Consider the following 17,709-nt stretch of genomic DNA (forward strand, 5'->3'; position numbering starts at 1 on the left):
CAGTGTATAAGGAAACTTTATTCTTATCACGTCGTCCCTTTTAGTATATGACGTCTCTGCGGGGAATTATTATCTCTTCTTTTTGGTATGTCTGGATTGTTCTGGTGGGAAGTACGATGCTGTTGAGAAGATTGCCGCATTTCTGGTTCGTGTACAAAAGACGAGATCTTGCTCTGGCCAGGCAAGCCATACCTGTTTATCATTCTTCCTCTTGCCGCTATCGCTGGAGGCTTAGTGTCGCAGCAGAGAGCTCAGCGAGAGCAATGCGTCATCGGTCGCTTGCCGTCTCTCTAGGAGGCTTATTGACAAAGCCTTGTTTGGGGATAGAGTCAAATGTGTGCTGGTTTCAACTCTCGTGTGTAGACTTTGATGTACTTTGTCGTCGAAGACGACGACTGCGCCGAGTTCAGAAATCCCGCCTTGCAGCTCATCTACGGTGGCATGGCGCAAGGCGGGATCAAGGCAACGCAATTTCTGACGGATCCAGAAGTCGCAAGGAGGGGTCTTGTGGCAATCTAAGCTATTGCCTGCTTAGCCTACACTACCTGACATCTCTAACTGGATCAAGCGATTTAGTTCAACCGCGTACTCCATTGGAAGTTCCTTTGTGATTGGCTCAATGAAACCATTCACGATTAGCGAGTAGGCTTCCGACTCATCAAGGCCACGGCTCATCAAGTAGAAGAGTTGGTCACCAGCGACCTTAGAGACAGTCGCCTCATGGCCAATTTCAGTCTGGTTCTCTTCGACACGAATAGTGGGATAGGTATCGGTGCGTGCAAGCTCATCCAGCAAGAGCGCATCACAGCGCACGTTAGACTTTGTGTGGTGCGCGCCGGGGTTGACGCGGACCAGGCCACGATACGAGGCCCGCCCAGTCCCCTTGGAGACTGATTTCGAGAGGATCTGGGACGTAGTGTAAGGAGCAAGGTGCGTAACCTTGGCACCAGCATCCAGGTGCATCCCATTGCCAGCAAAAGCCACAGAGAGGATGTCGCCACGTGCGCCCGGCTCCATCAACAGAACTGCTGGATACTTCATGGTAATCTTCGAACCGAGGTTCCCATCAACCCATTCCATTGTGGCGTCTCGATAGGCGGCAGCACGCTTCGTGACAAGATTGTAGACGTTCTTCGACCAATTCTGGATGGTGGTGTAACGCACACGGGCCCCTTCCCGCACCTTGATCTCGACAACCGCACTATGCAGGCTATCGCTGGCATAGGTGGGGGCTGTACAGCCCTCGACGTAATGCACATAGGAACCTGGCTCGGCGATAATCAGGGTTCGCTCAAACTGGCCCATATTCTGGGCATTGATGCGGAAGTATGCCTGTAAGGGGATTTCGACACGCACATTGGCAGGAACATAGACAAAGCTGCCACCGCTCCACACCGCGCTATTCAACGAGGCGAACTTATTGTCAGAGGGGGGAATAACGGTACCAAAATGCTCTTTGATGATATCTGGATACTCCCGTAATGCGGTATCCATATCGGTGAAGATCACGCCCAATTTTCCCAGATCCTCGCGCACCTTATGGTAAACTGCTTCACTCTCGTACTGAGCCGTTACGCCAGCCAGGTACTTTTGCTCCGCCTGGGGAATTCCCAGGCGATTGAAGGTCTCTTTCATCTCAGAAGGAATGTCATCCCAGGTCTTCCCCTGCTGCTCAACTGGCTTGATGTAGTAGTAGATAGTGTCGAAGTCGATTCCTGATAAGTCGGCTCCCCATGTGGGCATTGGTCGTTGCTCGAAGAGGGCCAGGCTCTTGAGGCGAAATTTGCGCATCCAATCAGGTTCGCCCTTCATTTCTGTGATTTGCTCAACAATCTTTCTGCTCAGTCCACGCTCAGACTTGAATGCATAATGTTCGGCCATGTGGAAGCCAGGTGCATAGTCCTGTTGTTCCGTATTATATAGCTGATTAGTCATCAGAATTCACTCCGTCCTATACTATTTATGTAGGAACTCCTGTTCCCGTCACGGCGTTTCTCACTTCTCGGATTACTCATGCGTCTCTGGCTCCTGCAATGGATAATGGCCGTTGCAGTATTCCTAACGCTTCATCAATCCACATTGACCAAGAGGTTGTTCTGTGGTCCTTCCAGGGAGAGAACAGAAATAGGGAAGTACCGAAGCTGTTTCCGTTGGCAGAAAGAGACTTGTATTGCTTCTTTTTGCAACTCTATTATAGAACAAATATGAAATAATTGTCAAATATTTAAAAGTGTTGATCATCATTATAAATAATAAACCGATCTCTATTAGACAATGAGGAACGTGGCAGATTATCATTCTGCCCAATATTCGAAATTGCTTCAATAAATATTGTATTTTTCTCAAAAATAGTGTAAACTTTAAGAAACTCATAGAACTTGCTGCGAGTTTCCTCGAAGAAATCTTTGCTGAGATTACTCCTCTCTCAAAGTGGTATACTTGCTCGCTGCATGCACGTGCCTCTTTCCTTCTCAGCAAGTGCCTCTGGAAGTCAATAGCGAAGGAGAAACAAATGCCATCATTGCTGGCCTTATTGCTCATATCCGTGCTCTTTGAATGTGTTTTGGCTTTATGCCCTACCATAACAAAGCCGACAAACGGGCGGATGGAACGAAACCAAATTGCTCTCCTGATCGTGTCTAAGTAATGCGTTTCTGTCTGTTAAGAGTTCTGCAGGCCTGCCCGAAGGAGAAGCGCCTCTTACTTAACGTTTTTCCAGGCCCATTTTTACTTTACCAAAACTAAGGACGTGAAAGTTATGGCTAGTCAGAAACAACTCGCTCTTCTTTCGGCAGGAACAACCCGTTGGAATACATGGCGACAAGCCTATCCTGATGTCCGGGCTTTCGAGCCGGACCTTCACGAGGCCGATCTCCATGAAGCCCAGCTTAGCGGCTATAATCTGGGAGGTGCAGATCTGACTGAAGTCAATTTGCAGAAAGCAGATCTCCAACATGTGGATTTACGAGAAGCAGATTTACGAGGAGCAGACTTACGAGAAGCCAATCTGAGCCATGCCGGTCTCCTTCACGCAAAGCTACATGGGGCCAACCTACGAGGTGCTATCCTCTGCTGCGCGAACTTGACAGGGGCAGATTTCAGCGACGCTGATCTCCGTGAAGCATGTCTGGACAACGCTATTCTCCGCAATGCAAATTTCAAAAATGCGAACTTGTCAGGTGTAGACCTCAGCAAAGCAGATCTGCGCCATATCGATCTCCATGAAGCCTGGCTGGACGATACACACCATGAGCAGGTTGCCCTGTGAGTGACAATGCACTTAAGAGAGGCGAGGCGCCGAGAGAGGAGGCACGTATGAAGGAAGAGCTTCGCATTGTTCTGGCAAGAGCTGCCTACAGTCATCTCTCTAGTTTCCTGAATATACCAACTGAGCGAAAGGACTGGGAGGCGCTTACACCCGTGGAGCAAGCAGACTATCTCAACTTTGTTGAACGTATGATACGTCGCCTGGGAAGTAATGAGGTACAGGATATATGGTTTGAGTCAGCTATTCTTCTGCCACACAGCTTTTGGGATCAATTTAGCGATGAGAGCAAACTCCTTCTTTTCAAATCGGTCTCCTGGACCCTCATGACAAAACTCATCAAACAGGCTGAAGGCTCAGCAAAGTAAAGTAGCCAGATGAGTGTGGAAAAGGAGGATTCAAGAGGGTGTACCCCTGTTAATACCTCCTTCCTCGCTGAGCACACAAGGTTCTTATGCCTTCGTGTTCGTCCTTCATGTGGGAGCATGGTTTTAGCAAGAGCCTGTTTACATTGTCGTTAGTTGATTGTTTCTATATATAATCGTTGTTTGTCGAGAGAACGATGCATTTCTCTCTTACATAGCCCTGGCGTAAAGTATGTTTCACGATATTTCACGCGAAGCGAGTAAATGGATTTACGATCCAGAAGAATAATGTATATTTACTTCAGTCCGCCTGTTTCCCTCATGAACTTATACATTTCCTGAATACTTCACAAATGCATGTTGCTTTTTCGCCTGAGATAGGGTATACTTGTACAGTCATGAGAATCTGCTTATGATTCTTGCCCCTTCAGCCATGTCCTTTGTATGACTGGCGCTCAGAACACTTCTCCATCAGCGCAACGTACTGTTCGGGATGGTCTCGCTTGCTCTCTCCGCTTTTCTCCCTTCTTCACCTCCTGCGATGGATCACGTCAATGGAAGACATGCTCCTTGCCGCGTGAGGAAGAAGTGCGATTGAAAGAGAACTGTAAAGGGCACTATTGAAGCGGAAGGCTTTTGCCCTCCTTCGTTTGTTAAGCCGTAAGGAGGCTTCCTATGAATCCACTCGTCTGGTTTGTGTTTGGGGCCATTGTTCTCCTCCTGGTGTTTCTGGCGCTCTCGGCGATTCGCGTGGTACAGCAATATGAGCGTGGCGTGATCTTTGTGCTGGGGCGTTTGACCGGAGCAAAGGGGCCAGGCCTCTTTCTGGTGCCCCCACTTATCTCACATATGCGCAAAGTCGATTTGCGCATCGTCACTCTTACTGTGCCACCGCAAGAAGTGATCACCCGCGATAATGTGACCATCAAGGTGACGGCTGTGCTCTACTTCTATGTCCTTGACCCAACCGCGGCGGTCGTCAATGTGGTAAACTTTCAGCAGGCGACAACTCAGATTGGGCAGACCACCTTACGGAATGTCCTGGGTCAATCAGAACTAGATGAGCTCCTGGCAGAACGCAACAAGATCAATCGTGATTTGCAAGTCATCATTGATGAGCAAACGGAGCGCTGGGGCGTGAAAGTGACAGCGGTCGAGGTTAAGGATGTAGAGTTGCCAGCGACTATGCAGCGTGCTATGGCGAAACAGGCGGAGGCGGAGCGGGAGAAGCGTGCGAAAGTGATCCATGCTCAAGGAGAATTGCAGGCTTCGACCAAGCTCGCGCAAGCAGCCGAAGTCATCGGCTCGCAGCCTGCCGCCTTGCAATTGCGCTATCTGCAAACGCTGACTGAGATCGCGGTCGAAAAGAACTCAACCGTTATATTCCCGCTCCCAATGGATCTGCTTGCACCACTGATGGAGATCATGCAACACCAGGCAGATAGGGCTGTTCAAGAGCCCCTAAACGGCTCTCGTAGCAAAGAGCCAGCAATGACTCACTGAGGATTCGAGGGGCTAGATGCATCTTCTTTAAGAGGATGTACGCCCAGAAGGGCACAGTATGGAGACCACACCTTTTTTAAAGCCATCGGTCGGCTTTCCCATCGTAGGAATTGGTGCTTCCGCTGGCGGCCTCAAAGCATTTACTCAGTTGTTTGAGCAGTTGCCAGAGGCTACGGGTATGGCCTACGTCGTGATTCAGCACTTGGACCCCACGCATATGAGCCTCCTGCCTCCTGCTTGCGCGTGTAACCACGATGCCAGTGCACGAAGGACAAGATGGCATGCTGGTGGAACCAAACCAGGTGTATGTTATTCCTCGTGGAGCACTGGCTCCGCTCCTGCTCTCTCGCCTATAAATATGCTTCACTGCTGTGCTAGAGAAAAATGCAATTTCTGCAATTTCATAAATATTGCATTTTTCTCAAAAATAGTGTATAATTAGAGTGTCTCATAGATCTTCTTATGAGGCCATCCTCTTCAGCCATGTCTTTAGTAGGGCTGGCGTTCAGAACACACCTCCATCAGAGAAAGCCACTTTCCAGGATGGTCCTGTTTGCTCTCCCGCTTGTGTACCCTCTCTTTTTCCAGACGCAATGTGTGTGTCTGCTGAGAATAGCAAAGGAGAACACTATGCTCTCGTTTCTGCTTCCCATGGGCCCGTTTATTCTTCCGCTCCTACTCGGGGTGATCCTTGTTTGCGGCCTTTGGATTGGTGATGCATCCTACCGGCGCCAGGAACTCAAGGCGGGAAAGCCACGCAGCCATGAGCATGATCACGTCTAAGATGTGCTCTGGCGGTTGGCAGCCCATTTATGCTCTTTACGCTCCTTGTGGGCTCCCTCTGGCTCCATGACTATCATTCACATGCGGCCGAGAGGCGCGCGAAGAAATAGCAGCAAAATAACTACCATCGTAGAATTTAAGCAGTAGACGCTCCTGGTTTGTACGCACTCGACGCGAGAAGCGCTGACCACAAACGTCAGGCTGTTTCACCAGGAAAGGCGACAGCTATGGCAACTACCTATCAATACATTCCCTCATCTGGAAATGAGGCGAAAGAAACAAGACCGGGCCGGATCGTTTACCCACAATGGCCGACTTCCAAACCAGGACCACTTGTCACCCAGCCACCAGCAGGGCAGAGACCGGTAGCGCGGCGCAGCGATCAGATGGTGTACGATTGCTATGATCAAGAGCTGGGCAGGGCTTGCCAACCGCCTACAAGATTGGCAGTTCGAGAACACGAAGGGAAAAATTCTCTTCCCGCTGAGAGTTTGCGGAACATAATTGCTGAGGCCGAGGCGATGCAACGCTGGCTTGATGATGGCGGGGCCCAGGACAAAGATGCTACTTCTGAGGTTGGCGAAGTGCTACCTCTCTCGTTTGCCAGGTCGTAATGAAGAATCTTGTTTGGCCTATCAGAACGAGACGAAAGGATTGAGCAATGCTAAGAACGAGTGCGTACTCAGAGCAGCAGAGTGAAACATGGCTGCTTGAACGAACATATCATGCCCGCCTGCGTAATGGGAAGGAACTGTCTGTTCCCGATTTCACGTGGGCTATGAAACAGATTGTGAACTTCTACGTTCCTCTCTCCACATGGCAGGAGATTGCACAGGCCGAAGCCCATGCCGCCAATCAACAGGGCACACCGGTTCTGCTCTACGGCGAGAGCCTTTGGGTGCATTCGAAAGGAGCCCTTGTTCCCTGGGGGGCGAATCGTAACATGCGCACCATCATCTTTGGCAACGCTGTACTTCAGCCAGAAGCAGTCTCTGGAACCAATTATGCTGTGCGCTATCTTGATCCGCGCAGAGGGAATTTCTCTAACGCCTCCTGGCAGGCGTGGTTCGCTTCTGATTCAGCTACCCTCTTCGATGGCAGCGATCTCAGCACGGTCAGCTTTTTGGCTCCCTGCTTCCAGTTTCCCTATACGACCCATTACACCGTGATGGCCGCTGATGGGCAGCTCCATGAGTATGTCGATCGCGCTGAGGCAAGGCAGGGATTTGAGGCGTTCCTCCCACAAGCGAGAGATCATGGAAGTTCCGTTCAAACCGTCGCTTTCCCGCATCTCTGTTACTATCATGAAATCACGTGTCCAGATGGCGTCTACCGCCTCGAATTTTTCGGACCTCACATGGATGAACAGGGATATCAGATCAACAAGGTAGAGCGAAATGGAGAAAACTACATCTAGCGCCAGGGGAGAAAATATGGGATGCGCAAGGGAATAAATGTCCTGCTTCGCATGTTTTCATGAGTGTATGATATCACACCACCATTCCATTGCTTCTGTGAGAAACGGTTTCTTCGAGCGTGAAATGAACTGTGACGACCAGGAGCATTTTTTATGAGACTATATGTTGGGGGACTTCCCTACCAAACCAATGAGCAAGAACTGAGCCGTCTCTTTGAGCAGATAGGAACAGTTACCGATGTACGCGTGATCACTGATCGTGAGACCGGACGCAGTAAAGGCTTTGGCTTTATTGAGATGAGCAGCCTACAAGAAGGGCAATCTGCTATTGAGCAGCTTAATGGTGCACCGCTGGATGGAAGAACCATCGTCGTGAGCCCGGCACGAGAGCGTCAGTCCACTGGTTCACGGTGGCAGTCTAACAGCGACTCTTCGCGCTACTAACATCCGCGTTTTGCAGAACGAAAGGAGCACCCTCAACACGCTGTTATTGCTGATTGGCTGAGGGGCACCTGAAAACCCTTATACTTGTTCTCTTTGGGAAGGGAACAAGTATAACCATTATTTCTTCATCCCGTCAAATTGCCTCAAATATCCTCCCCATGAGGGTCAAGGACGAGCCTCTCGTCAAGGCCTGGTAATTAGGCTCTGGCTGCATTATCCTGCTTTGCGCGTGGCTGGCTGGTCCCTCCTGTGTGCTATAATCCTAGTACAAAATAGTCGACGTATCCGGGTTCCTCTGGTACAGCGGGGCCGGTGGTCGAGAGCTATTACTCACACTTTCTTTCGATCCATTTATAGGGTACTGCAAGAGCACGTATCTTGATCATCTTGACCACTATACATATGCAAAGGAGCAGATATATGGCCATAGCGCATGTTGCCGAGGATGAACAGGCTTTAATAGCGGCGATCCGCGAGCTCGCACAGGAGCGAGTTGCGCCCCGTGCGGCAGAGATAGATCATACCGGTGAGTTTCCCTGGGATATGAAGGAGCTCCTGGCGCAACAGGATATCCTGGCAATGCCTTTTCCTGCAGAATATGGCGGGGTTGGTGCCAGTGAGCTAGCCATGGTTATGGCGATTGAGGAGCTATCGCGCTGCTGTGCGACGACGGGCTTGCTTCTGGCTGTCCAGCAACTTGGTTCAACGCCTATTCTGCTGGCCGGGACGGATGAACAAAAAAAACAGTATTTTCCCCGCCTGGCTAGCGGCGAGTGGCTGGCGGCTTTCGGTTTGACGGAGGCCGGATCTGGCTCGGATGCTGCTGCTATGCGCACTGTGGCGGTGCGCAAGGGCGATACATATATTCTGAATGGGGCCAAGCGTTTCATTACGAATGGCGGTCTGGCTCAGGTCAATACGGTCTTTGCCCTGACAGATCCGGCCGCCGGTACGCGCGGTATCAGCGCTTTTATCGTTGATAAGGATTTTCCCGGCTTCTCGGTGGGACGCATCGAGGATAAGATGGGGATCAAGGGCTCGCAGACTGCGGAGTTGATCTTTACCGATTGCGAGGTGCCCGCGCAAAATCTGCTGGGACGAGAGGGCGATGGCTTTAAGATTGCGATGAGAACGCTGGATCGGACTCGTCCAGGCATTGGCGCGCAGGCCCTGGGTATTGCGCAGGGGGCGCTCGATCTGGCTGTCAGCTATTCCAAGCAGCGCATCCAGTTTAATAAGCCTATTGCTGAAAATCAGGGCATTCAGTTTATGCTGGCGGATATGGCGACAAAGGTCGAGGCTGCGCGCCTGATGGTCTATAACGTCGCTGAGATGATTGATCGCGGCGAGCAGAACTTTAGCCAGTATTCGGCCATGGCTAAGATGTTTGCTTCCGATGCGGCCATAGAGGTGACCAATGATGCGATTCAGGTGCTGGGCGGCTACGGGTATATGAAGGAATATCCGGCTGAGCGTATGATGCGCGATGCAAAGATCACGCAGATCTATGAGGGGACCAATCAAATTCAGCGCCTGGTGATTGCGCGCGCATTGCTCACGGCTTCCTAGCTCGTAGCACGAAACTCTCTATTTGGCTCTGTCGCCCGATTGCTGTCTTTTTTGCCTGGCTGGTAAATTATGCAGCAATCGAATTTTTTGTGAGATAAGATGGAACTTATTATTTTTATTGGCTTACAGGCCGCAGGAAAGAGCACTTTTTTTCGCACGCGTTTGAGTGAAAAGGGCTACACATATGTGAGCAAGGATTTGTTGAGCAACAATCGGCGTCCCGAGCACAGGCAACAAGAGCTTATTGAGGCAGCCTTGCAAGCGGGAACATCCGTGGTGGTGGATAATACGAATCCGACGCTTGAGAGTCGGGCGGCTCTCATCAGGCTGGGACAGCAGTATCAGGCTGAGATCACTGGCTATTACTTTGTGCCGGAGGTGAAGCTGAGCCTTGAGCGCAATAAGCAACGCTCCGGTAAGGCTCGCGTACCCGATGTGGCGATTTTTACCACGCGCAAGAAACTTGTGCCACCGAGCTTTGCCGAGGGCTTTGCCAGGCTGTATCAGGTGCGGGCTGGCGACGATGGAAGCTTTGCCGTTGAGCCCTATACTGAGCCAGTCGATAGAAAGGCTGAAGAAACTCATGGATGAGATGAGCTTACGGAACTCCACGCATGTGGCACGGGTAGATGCTGTGCTGCGTAGAGTTCTGCTAGCTTTTGTTGAGGTTTTCCCGGCGCGGGCTTGTAGCGTCTACATCGAGGGGAGCTTTGCCGATGGAAGCGGTATATCTTCCAGTGACCTTGACTTGAAGATTATCCTCAAGGATAGCTTTATTGATGTCGAGGAGCAAAACAGAGCTGCCGAGTTTATGCAGTTTGCGACCACGCTCGCTCCTCTGGAACTGGATATCGAGGTAATTGATGAGCAAAGCCTGCTGGGCGGCGTTTCTCCTCTCCTTAAGTTGGGCAGCTTGCTCGTTTACGGCGAGGATATGCTGCAGGATAAGCCCATAGTTCCGCTTATCCAATGGGCGCGCGATCGCATGCATAGCTCGTATTGGCGTACTATCCATCTTTTTGGGCGCTCTCTTCCGCTGCATTCCCCTCTCACTTTTCCCGATCCGGCGGCGGAGTTTTACGGCTATGATCGACGCAAATGGCGCCTGGAAAATGGAGAGGAGGTCAACTGTACCAGGGATCTGATCCGCCTGGTTAGCTGGTCTGCTACCGGCATCCTGGCTTTTAAGGCCGGGCGCTATGTTGTGCGCAAGCGCGATTGCCATAAAGTTTATCAGGCCTGCTTTAGCGATGAATGGGGGCAATTGCTGCAGGATATTTATGAGCTGTGCAGAAATAAGTGGCACTACCTCATTCCTGTCCAGGCAGATGAGCGGCGAGCGTTAAGGGCCATTTGTGAACGTACGTTGGCCTTTGAGAATCATTTCTTGCAGATCTATAAAGAGTTTCTCTTGCAAGAGTTATCGCGCGCTGATCCTCAAGGCCAGCAATTTGCTCTGGATGTGTTGCGGCGCTTCCCCTATCAAGATGCTGAGCTTGAGCAAGCCATACGGAGTTGTTCCCCTCCAACTGCGTAACAGGCTGGCTAACCTGGCGATAAGTACTGGCTGGCTATTGTTTGGGGCGAATGAGAACTTTATCGATGCGGCGACCATCCATATCGACGACTTCAAAGACGAAATCGCCGATGGTAACACTATCGCCCACTTTGGGGATATGCCCCAGGTGGGCCAGCACCATACCGGCCAGCGTATGGTACTCGCCACTCTCTTCAGTAGGTATAGGCTGTAAGCCAATTTTTTCGCGCGCGAGATCCTGCGGGACCATGGCATCAACCAGCCAGCTGCCATCTTCGCGCTGGACAAAGGCATTGGGCTCAGGTACATCATACTCATCTTGAATCTCGCCAACCAGCTCCTCCAGCATATCTTCGATAGTGACAAGGCCCACCACCTGACTGTATTCGTCAATAACAATCGCCAGATGTATACCCTTGCGCCTGAAGAGGGTCAAAAGATCATCGACATGCTGGTACTCGGTGACGAAGTAAGCCTGGCGCGCCAGTTCGGCGAGATTCGCCTCTTCCCGATCGGCCTGCAAGCGGAGCAGATCTTTGGCAAAGATGACCCCAATAATATTGTCGAGCGAATCTTCGTAGAGCGGAAGTCGTGAGTAGCCGGTATCAAGGAAGGTTGCGATGACCTTGCTTAGCGGTGTGCTGACTTCAATGGCTGACATCTCCGTGCGCGGCGTCATGACAGTATTTACATAGCGATCGGTGAAGCGAAAAATGCGATTGATGAACTCGCTTTCGCCCTTTTCAACAGTGCCGCTGGCGAAGCCCTGACGCGCAAGATAGAGAATATCTTCTTCGGTGACGCTGGCTTCTTCGGCCTTCTTAGGCCCCAGCACGGCCAGTACCAGGTTAACCGAGCCTGTGAGCAGGACGACGAGGGGGCGCGCTACTTTTGCGAGCAAGACCATGAAGGGGGCGGCGAAAGACGCGAAGCTCTCGGCCGATTGGAGGGCCAGGCGCTTGGGGACAAGTTCGCCAATAATCAGCGAGAAGTAGGTGATGAGAATGACGACAAGGGCTAAAGAGAGTGAGCTTGCATATTGACCAACGATTGGTAAAGGTTTGAGTAGCTGGGCCAGTGGCTCGCTAATGCTAGCACCGCCAAAGGCCGCCGTCAGTGTGCTGATGAGGGTGATGCCAATTTGAATCGTGGCCAGAAAACGGTCTGGATTCTCCGCAAGGTCGAGTGCCTGCTGCGCGCCGTTTTGACCCGCATCAGCTTGCTGCTGTAAGCGGCTACGGCGTGCCGAGACAATCGCAATCTCTGATGCGGAGAAGAAACCGTTAGCTAGCATCAGGACAAGGATGATGGCGATCTCGATACCCAGGAAACCAGACATAATTTCTACACCTTCTAGCAGAGATAATCGCGAATACGGTCTGTATTCACTGTAGAACAATTGACGTAAATATCGTTAATGCTGACGAAGTAGTTGCCCCTAACAATCTTGTATACGCCTGATTGTAGCAGATGGAAGACAAATCTGTCCCCTTGCTCCATTGCCTTGAGCATGATCTCTCAGGAGGCGAGACTAAAAAGCTTGTCAGCGAAAAAATGGGAAAAGGCGTTAAATTATGTAAACAGAAAAAGATTATTGTAGATTTACAGCGTTTTCCTGCGAAGCAAATGAGGCCCGGCGTATGTACGCAAGGCCTCACCGATTATGTAGGAACTGTTAGAAGTTAACGTGTCTCGACTTTGGCATCGATGGCTCTGGCGATGATCTCCGAGATATCTTCGACCTTCATCTTCTCCTCAGCTTCGACTCCTTTGACGCCATCCTCAAACATTGTAATGCAGAAAGGACAGGCTGCCGCAAGCACCTCGGCGTCGGTTTCTAGAGCCTCATTAATACGGGTCTGATTTACCCGTTTGCCGATCTTCTCTTCCATCCAGACCCGACCACCGCCACCGCCGCAGCAGAAGCTCTTGTTGCGATGGCGACGCATCTCCGTGATGCCATTGTTGTTGAGCACGGTGAGCACACGGCGGGGCTCATCATAGATATCGTTATAACGTCCGATATAGCAGGGATCGTGGTAAGTAAGTTTGCGCTCATCGAAGCCTTGCGGCAGCGCCAGCTTCTCCTCCGCGAGCAGCTTATCGATGAAGACGGTATGGTGAACGACATCATAGTTGCCGCCAAGCTGTGGGTACTCGTTCCCGATAGTATTGAAGCAATGAGGGCAGGCTGTGATGATCGTACGATGCTTGGCCGCGCCATTGCTGCCGGGCGCATGTCCATTGTGGGTATCGCCACTATTAAAGCCGTAGCCGTTAAGCGTCTCGATGTTCTGTTGCGCCTGCATCTGCCAGAGATACTCGTTACCAATGCGGCGTGCAGGATCGCCGGTGCAGGATTCTTCAGGACCCAGGATGGCAAAGTTGACCTTAGCAGCCTTTAAGATTTTGGCCACCGAAGTCGCGACCTGCTGATTGCGGCGGTCAAAGGAGCCCATACAGCCTACCCAGTAGAGCACATCCGCATCGGGATTCTCGGCCAGCAGAGGCACTTCTAGACCAGCAGCCCACTCGGCCCGCTTATCGTTGCTGATTTCCCAGGGGTTGCCGTTGCGCTCGATATTGTTGAAAAGAGAAGTGACTTCCTGTGGAAAGTCGCTCTCCTCCATGACCAGGGAGCGGCGCATGTCTACGATCTTCGGCACATGCTCAATCGAGACCGGACAAATCTCCATGCAGGCCATACATGTTGTACAGGCCCAGAGCGCCTCCGTAGAGATCGTGCCCCGAATCAGCGGGGCGTGCTCTGGCACCTCATCCTGAACTGGTTTATCCTCAAATCTTGTGAAGACAGATTTTTCGCCGAGAATCTCCTGGCTGCGCGAAAGCAGCGATTCTTTCACGCCAAGAACAATTTCCTTGGGGAAGAGTGGCTTGCCTGTATTGGCGGCCGGGCAGACAGTATTGCAGCGGCCGCACTCGGTGCAGGCGTAGCCATCTAAAAGCTCTTTCCAGGTGAACTGCTCAGCTTTAGAAACGCCATAGTCGTCGCGCTCTTCAATATTCTCTAACAGAGGCAGCGCACCCTTGGAATTGTAGTTGCGGAAAAAGACATTGAAGGGCGTGGCCATCAGGTGCAGGTGTTTGGAGCGCGGCAAATAGACAAGGAAGCCGAGCACAGTCAAGATATGCAGCCACCAGAAAGCACGGTACCAGAAGACATTTACCTCTGGCCTGACCGTAGAGAGAACAGGGGCCATAAATGCGCCGATAGGTGTCCAGGCAGCACCGTTGGAGGCGGCGTACTCAAAGCCCTCAACCAGGGCCAGTGTCACAATGACCAACAGGATCAAGCCAAGGATGATAAAGCCGTCCAGCGGGCCGTGTAAAGAGCTGGAGAGCTGCTTAGGACGGACGATCCCACGACGAATCGTGAAGAGAATCAGGGCCAGCAAAACCAGGATAACAAACGCGTCGAGTATAATGGCAAAGGTGGGATTATCGCCAAGCAATGGCAAAGAACCGTTGAAGGCTCCCAGAATGAGATTGAGGAGGCCAAATTGGATAACGATAAAGCCCCAGAATGTGAAGAAATGGGCAAGTCCTGGGAGAGGATCACGCAACACGCCGCTTTGACCGAGAACGATAAGAAAAAAATCACCGATGCGGTCGTCAAGATGGTCTGTGCGATCCTCGGGACGTGCTTTGGCTAGTAGCGCAACCAGTTTCCCGCTACGCAGGCCAAAGAGAGCGAGAGCCGCGAGAAAGATGAGTACAAAGATTGCTGTACCGATCCATCCCCCGGTTGGCGAGATGACAGGGGGTGTCATGATGAAAACCTCCGTCTAGAACCACGACGGGGCGGCCGTTTTATGTTGGTTAGCCATGTTTTCCGGCTATCCATACAAGATAACCGCTCACCTTCGAGCGCAGGTACCTGCTGACAGGCATAGGTCAGAGGTACCTTTCCGTTCTGTAGATTGTATCAAGCTATAAGCAGCAAAAAAAGAGCTTTAGCTAGGCTTTACGGCGTTTCACTTCTTCCGTAAGTTGGGGAAGAATGCTCAAAGCGTCGCCCACAACGCCAAAGTCGGCAAGCGAAAAGATAGGCGCATGCTCATCTTTGTTGATAGCGACAATATACTTAGAGCCCTTCATTCCCGCGATATGCTGAATGGCGCCACTGATGCCGCAGGCGATGTAGAGCGTTGGCTTAACAGTCTTGCCGGTCTGACCAACCTGATAGCTGTAAGGGAGCCAGCCCGCGTCAACGATAGCACGCGTAGCGCCTGGCGCACCTTCGAGCGCTGTCGCCAGTTCTTCCACAAGGCGGAAGTTTTCAGCTTTGCCCAGTCCCCGGCCTCCGCTGACAACCACATTGGCGTCCTCCAAGGCGGGACCCTCGCTGGCGACCTCAACTGTATCGACGATTTTGATTGCCTGAGCCTCTGCGCTGATAGTAGCGTTAAGGGTCTCGATTTCGGCAGTGCGCCCCGCGTAGTTTTCTACACTAAAGGCCTTTGGCCGCGTAAGAACAATGCCGGTACCTTGCTGGGGATGGGTAGCCGTAACTACATTCTCGCCTCCCCAGGGGACCGTGACCGAAAGCTCGTTCCCGTTGAAGGCCAGGTCTGTGGCATCTGTAATCAAACCAAGGTTGTTGCGCACATTGAGACGAGCCGCGATGTCACGCAGATTATAGGTTGTAGCCATAAGCAGCAAGGCTGGCTGCTGCTCTTTCAGCAGATTGCTCAACGTCTCTACCGCTGGTAGGGTCAGATAGTTATCGTAGGCGGCATCTGCGTGTACATAGACTTTCTCGGCTCCATATTCGCCCAGCGACGGAGCAACCTCGGCGGCAGCGGCGCCAAGGACTATGGCTTCGGCGCGACCTAACTTTGCGGCTTTCCCCAGAACTTCTAGCGAAGAGCGAGCCGGCGTGCCATTTTCTAGTTCGATAAGCACCCAGATAGTGTTTGACATGCCTATATCCTCCTCCTAGAGTAGCTGATAGCGCTGTAAAAAGTCAGCGATCTGTTGGGCCGCGTTGCCGTCATCTTTGATAATCTGGCCGGCTGCACGCGCTTCGGCAGCTCCGATGGAGAGGACGCGCTCGCGTGCCCCTGCCTCGCCCACCAGCGAGGGATCAATGCCAAGATCTGACAACTGCAACTGGCTGAAAGGCTTCTTCTTTGCCCCCATGATCCCCTTCATGGTGGGATAAATAGCTTCGAAGGAGCCACTAGCGATAGTGACCACAGCGGGCAGCGGGCATTCAACCGTCTGGTAGCCCGTGAGGGTGACACGCTTGATGACAGCTTTGCTTCCCTCAACGCGGATCTCGCGCGCAAAGGTTAGCTGTGGAACGTTTAAAAATTCTGCGATGCCTCCAGGCACCATACCTGTATATCCATCGGTGCTTTCGGTCGAACAGAAGACCAGATCAGCACTTTCTTTCTTGATGACAGCGGCCAGAACGCGCGCGGTAGCAATCGCATCGGAACCAGCTAAGGCTGGATCGGTGACAAGAATGGCGCGGTCTGCACCCATGGCTAACGCACGGCGTAATGCTTCCTGTGCGCTTGATGGTCCCATGCTTACAACTGTCAGCTCGCTATTTCCAAGCGTGTCGCGTAGCTTAATCGCCGCCGAAATAGTGCTTTCATCGCCGGGATCAAGCACGAGGGAGACGCCACTACGTACCAGGCGCTTCGTGCTTGGATCGAGCTTACTGACTGTCGTATTTGGGTCAGGTACCTGTTTTATACAGACAAAAATCTTCATTGCTTGCTTGCCTCGTCTTTATATCTATCGGACGCAGGAAATCAGGGAGACTACAGTGTTCCCTGGGCTATCCTATTGTACCTGTCGATAAAAGGGGGTGTCAACGTTGCTAGCTAACGGGCCAGGGCTTTCCAATGCGCAAATGGATTGGCAGAGGCCGCTTATCAGCTTGTCTCTGGCTTGAGATTGAGGAACCAATGTACCAGGCGATCGGCAAAATAAGCTCTTCAATGCTCTATTAACGAGACCATAGCTAGCTGATTGCTGACAAGGGCTTGCTGTGAGCGGCCAGCGTGATCTAAGCTGAAAAAGAAAAGCTTGCGCATTTTAGCGTCGCTGCCTGGCCTGGAGTATGGAGGTGATTACGGCGACGAGACCAGCGATACATAACCCGATGCCGGCTTGTGGATTGTGGGCCGCCGTCCAGAGGAGAAGCCCGATGATCTCCAGGCCGAGGCCGCCGATAAAGAGGATGGTAATTGCCAGGGTCGAGCTCTCAAAGGGTCTCTGAATATCCTGGTGCCCATAGATCGGCGCTGGTGGCGTGGCGGGTGCCTCTGCGCTCTCGTTTTCGCTCAGCGGAACGCTCTGCTCGATAGCGGGACGCAGGGCCGCATAGAGCGCCTCGATCTTTTTCGGCGTGGCGCGGAGCGAGAGCCTTTGCTGTCCGCTGGCGATTAACAGTTCGCGAAAGGCCGGCTTGAACGTTTCCTGGCGTAGCGAGACGCTAGTAATTGCCGCGAGAGGCAGCTCTTCAAAAAAGAGACGTTCGCGCGGAAAACGCACAAAATAATAGCCCAGAAGGCGCTGATTCGTAAGGATAACATCGCAGAGCGTGTTACCCTCCTGACGATCGCTCTCCCAGACGGCGGGAATAGTGAAAACTGGCTGTTCGTCAGGATGCAAGTGCTGACGCAGTTCTTTAAAGCGTGATAGAATCTTTTCAGCGCTACGCGTAGTATTGGGCAATATACTAAAACAACCTTTCTCTTTACTGATAGAAACCTCTTCGTAGCCTTCGCTGGCAAGCCACGAAAATTATAGCATATTGCCCACCAAAGCGCCTCATTGTGCTGCTCAA

At 51.8% G+C, this 17,709-nt stretch carries 16 protein-coding genes and 1 pseudogene; 11 read left to right on the plus strand and 6 right to left on the minus strand.

Features of this window, described 5'->3' with window-relative positions; genetic code table 11:
- Positions 1-531: 531 nt before the first annotated feature.
- The gene (sufB, locus tag EPA93_RS40920) at positions 532-1,935 is read right to left on the minus strand and encodes a Fe-S cluster assembly protein SufB (protein WP_129893065.1); all 1,404 of its coding nucleotides are present in this window, start codon (positions 1,933-1,935) and stop codon (positions 532-534) included.
- A gap of 823 nt (positions 1,936-2,758) precedes the next feature.
- On the opposite strand from sufB, the gene EPA93_RS40925 reads away from it, so the two are divergent.
- From EPA93_RS40925 to EPA93_RS40970, 11 genes and pseudogenes are all read left to right on the plus strand, one after another.
- Positions 2,759-3,268: a pentapeptide repeat-containing protein gene (locus tag EPA93_RS40925; RefSeq protein ID WP_129893066.1), complete on the plus strand. Its 510-nt coding sequence runs from the start codon at positions 2,759-2,761 to the stop codon at positions 3,266-3,268.
- 47 nt (positions 3,269-3,315) lie between these two features.
- Complete coding sequence (locus EPA93_RS40930) at positions 3,316-3,633, plus strand: hypothetical protein (protein ID WP_129893067.1); 318 nt, start codon at positions 3,316-3,318, stop codon at positions 3,631-3,633.
- A gap of 672 nt (positions 3,634-4,305) precedes the next feature.
- Positions 4,306-5,133, plus strand: coding sequence for a slipin family protein (locus EPA93_RS40935; RefSeq protein ID WP_129893068.1), 828 nt, complete (start codon positions 4,306-4,308; stop codon positions 5,131-5,133).
- A gap of 58 nt (positions 5,134-5,191) precedes the next feature.
- A pseudogene (locus tag EPA93_RS51190) lies at positions 5,192-5,450 on the plus strand (chemotaxis protein CheB); the annotation flags it as partial.
- Positions 5,451-5,763: 313 nt separating this feature from the next.
- On the plus strand, positions 5,764-5,916 hold the full coding sequence (locus tag EPA93_RS48795) for a hypothetical protein (RefSeq protein ID WP_165423729.1): 153 nt from the start codon (positions 5,764-5,766) through the stop codon (positions 5,914-5,916).
- Positions 5,917-6,143: 227 nt separating this feature from the next.
- The gene (locus EPA93_RS40945) at positions 6,144-6,530 is read left to right on the plus strand and encodes a hypothetical protein (protein ID WP_129893069.1); all 387 of its coding nucleotides are present in this window, start codon (positions 6,144-6,146) and stop codon (positions 6,528-6,530) included.
- 47 nt (positions 6,531-6,577) lie between these two features.
- Positions 6,578-7,333, plus strand: coding sequence for a hypothetical protein (locus EPA93_RS40950; protein ID WP_129893070.1), 756 nt, complete (start codon positions 6,578-6,580; stop codon positions 7,331-7,333).
- Positions 7,334-7,486: 153 nt separating this feature from the next.
- A complete protein-coding gene (locus EPA93_RS40955; RefSeq protein ID WP_129893071.1) occupies positions 7,487-7,777 on the plus strand; it encodes an RNA recognition motif domain-containing protein in 291 nt (96 codons plus the stop codon).
- A 420-nt stretch (positions 7,778-8,197) separates the two neighbouring features.
- Positions 8,198-9,346 (plus strand): acyl-CoA dehydrogenase, encoded by a 1,149-nt coding sequence (locus EPA93_RS40960; RefSeq protein WP_129893072.1) that lies wholly within the window; start codon positions 8,198-8,200, stop codon positions 9,344-9,346.
- 99 nt (positions 9,347-9,445) lie between these two features.
- On the plus strand, positions 9,446-9,937 hold the full coding sequence (locus tag EPA93_RS40965) for an ATP-binding protein (RefSeq protein ID WP_129893073.1): 492 nt from the start codon (positions 9,446-9,448) through the stop codon (positions 9,935-9,937).
- 1 nt (position 9,938) lies between these two features.
- Complete coding sequence (locus tag EPA93_RS40970) at positions 9,939-10,883, plus strand: hypothetical protein (protein ID WP_129893074.1); 945 nt, start codon at positions 9,939-9,941, stop codon at positions 10,881-10,883.
- 34 nt (positions 10,884-10,917) lie between these two features.
- On the opposite strand, the gene EPA93_RS40975 is transcribed toward EPA93_RS40970, so the two are convergent.
- The 5 genes from EPA93_RS40975 to EPA93_RS40995 form a co-directional block, all read right to left on the minus strand.
- Entirely contained in the window at positions 10,918-12,222 is a 1,305-nt protein-coding gene (locus EPA93_RS40975; RefSeq protein ID WP_129893075.1) for a hemolysin family protein, read from the minus strand.
- Positions 12,223-12,565: 343 nt separating this feature from the next.
- On the minus strand, positions 12,566-14,674 hold the full coding sequence (locus EPA93_RS40980) for a (Fe-S)-binding protein (RefSeq protein WP_129893076.1): 2,109 nt from the start codon (positions 14,672-14,674) through the stop codon (positions 12,566-12,568).
- A 187-nt stretch (positions 14,675-14,861) separates the two neighbouring features.
- Positions 14,862-15,827, minus strand: coding sequence for an electron transfer flavoprotein subunit alpha/FixB family protein (locus tag EPA93_RS40985; protein WP_129893077.1), 966 nt, complete (start codon positions 15,825-15,827; stop codon positions 14,862-14,864).
- Positions 15,828-15,842: 15 nt separating this feature from the next.
- Positions 15,843-16,628 carry an electron transfer flavoprotein subunit beta/FixA family protein gene (locus tag EPA93_RS40990; RefSeq protein ID WP_129893078.1) on the minus strand — a complete coding sequence of 262 codons (786 nt, stop codon included), beginning with the start codon at positions 16,626-16,628 and terminating at the stop codon, positions 15,843-15,845.
- Positions 16,629-16,955: 327 nt separating this feature from the next.
- Positions 16,956-17,597: a hypothetical protein gene (locus tag EPA93_RS40995; protein WP_129893079.1), complete on the minus strand. Its 642-nt coding sequence runs from the start codon at positions 17,595-17,597 to the stop codon at positions 16,956-16,958.
- Between the last annotated feature and the right edge of the window lie 112 nt (positions 17,598-17,709).

Source organism: Ktedonosporobacter rubrisoli, from assembly GCF_004208415.1.
Lineage (GTDB): Bacteria > Chloroflexota > Ktedonobacteria > Ktedonobacterales > Ktedonobacteraceae > Ktedonosporobacter > Ktedonosporobacter rubrisoli.

What these genes read in the sequence shown, in the direction of transcription:
- sufB (WP_129893065.1), bottom strand. Translation starts at nt 1,935, where the DNA reads ATGACTAATCAGCTATATAATACGGAACAACAGGACTATGCACCTGGC.
- EPA93_RS40985 (WP_129893077.1), bottom strand. Translation starts at nt 15,827, where the DNA reads ATGTCAAACACTATCTGGGTGCTTATCGAACTAGAAAATGGCACGCCG.
- EPA93_RS40965 (WP_129893073.1), top strand. Translation starts at nt 9,446, where the DNA reads ATGGAACTTATTATTTTTATTGGCTTACAGGCCGCAGGAAAGAGCACT.
- EPA93_RS40950 (WP_129893070.1), top strand. Translation starts at nt 6,578, where the DNA reads ATGCTAAGAACGAGTGCGTACTCAGAGCAGCAGAGTGAAACATGGCTG.
- EPA93_RS40980 (WP_129893076.1), bottom strand. Translation starts at nt 14,674, where the DNA reads ATGACACCCCCTGTCATCTCGCCAACCGGGGGATGGATCGGTACAGCA.
- EPA93_RS40925 (WP_129893066.1), top strand. Translation starts at nt 2,759, where the DNA reads ATGGCTAGTCAGAAACAACTCGCTCTTCTTTCGGCAGGAACAACCCGT.
- EPA93_RS40945 (WP_129893069.1), top strand. Translation starts at nt 6,144, where the DNA reads ATGGCAACTACCTATCAATACATTCCCTCATCTGGAAATGAGGCGAAA.
- EPA93_RS40930 (WP_129893067.1), top strand. Translation starts at nt 3,316, where the DNA reads ATGAAGGAAGAGCTTCGCATTGTTCTGGCAAGAGCTGCCTACAGTCAT.
- EPA93_RS40955 (WP_129893071.1), top strand. Translation starts at nt 7,487, where the DNA reads ATGAGACTATATGTTGGGGGACTTCCCTACCAAACCAATGAGCAAGAA.
- EPA93_RS40935 (WP_129893068.1), top strand. Translation starts at nt 4,306, where the DNA reads ATGAATCCACTCGTCTGGTTTGTGTTTGGGGCCATTGTTCTCCTCCTG.
- EPA93_RS40990 (WP_129893078.1), bottom strand. Translation starts at nt 16,628, where the DNA reads ATGAAGATTTTTGTCTGTATAAAACAGGTACCTGACCCAAATACGACA.
- EPA93_RS48795 (WP_165423729.1), top strand. Translation starts at nt 5,764, where the DNA reads ATGCTCTCGTTTCTGCTTCCCATGGGCCCGTTTATTCTTCCGCTCCTA.
- EPA93_RS40970 (WP_129893074.1), top strand. Translation starts at nt 9,939, where the DNA reads ATGAGCTTACGGAACTCCACGCATGTGGCACGGGTAGATGCTGTGCTG.
- EPA93_RS40960 (WP_129893072.1), top strand. Translation starts at nt 8,198, where the DNA reads ATGGCCATAGCGCATGTTGCCGAGGATGAACAGGCTTTAATAGCGGCG.
- EPA93_RS40975 (WP_129893075.1), bottom strand. Translation starts at nt 12,222, where the DNA reads ATGTCTGGTTTCCTGGGTATCGAGATCGCCATCATCCTTGTCCTGATG.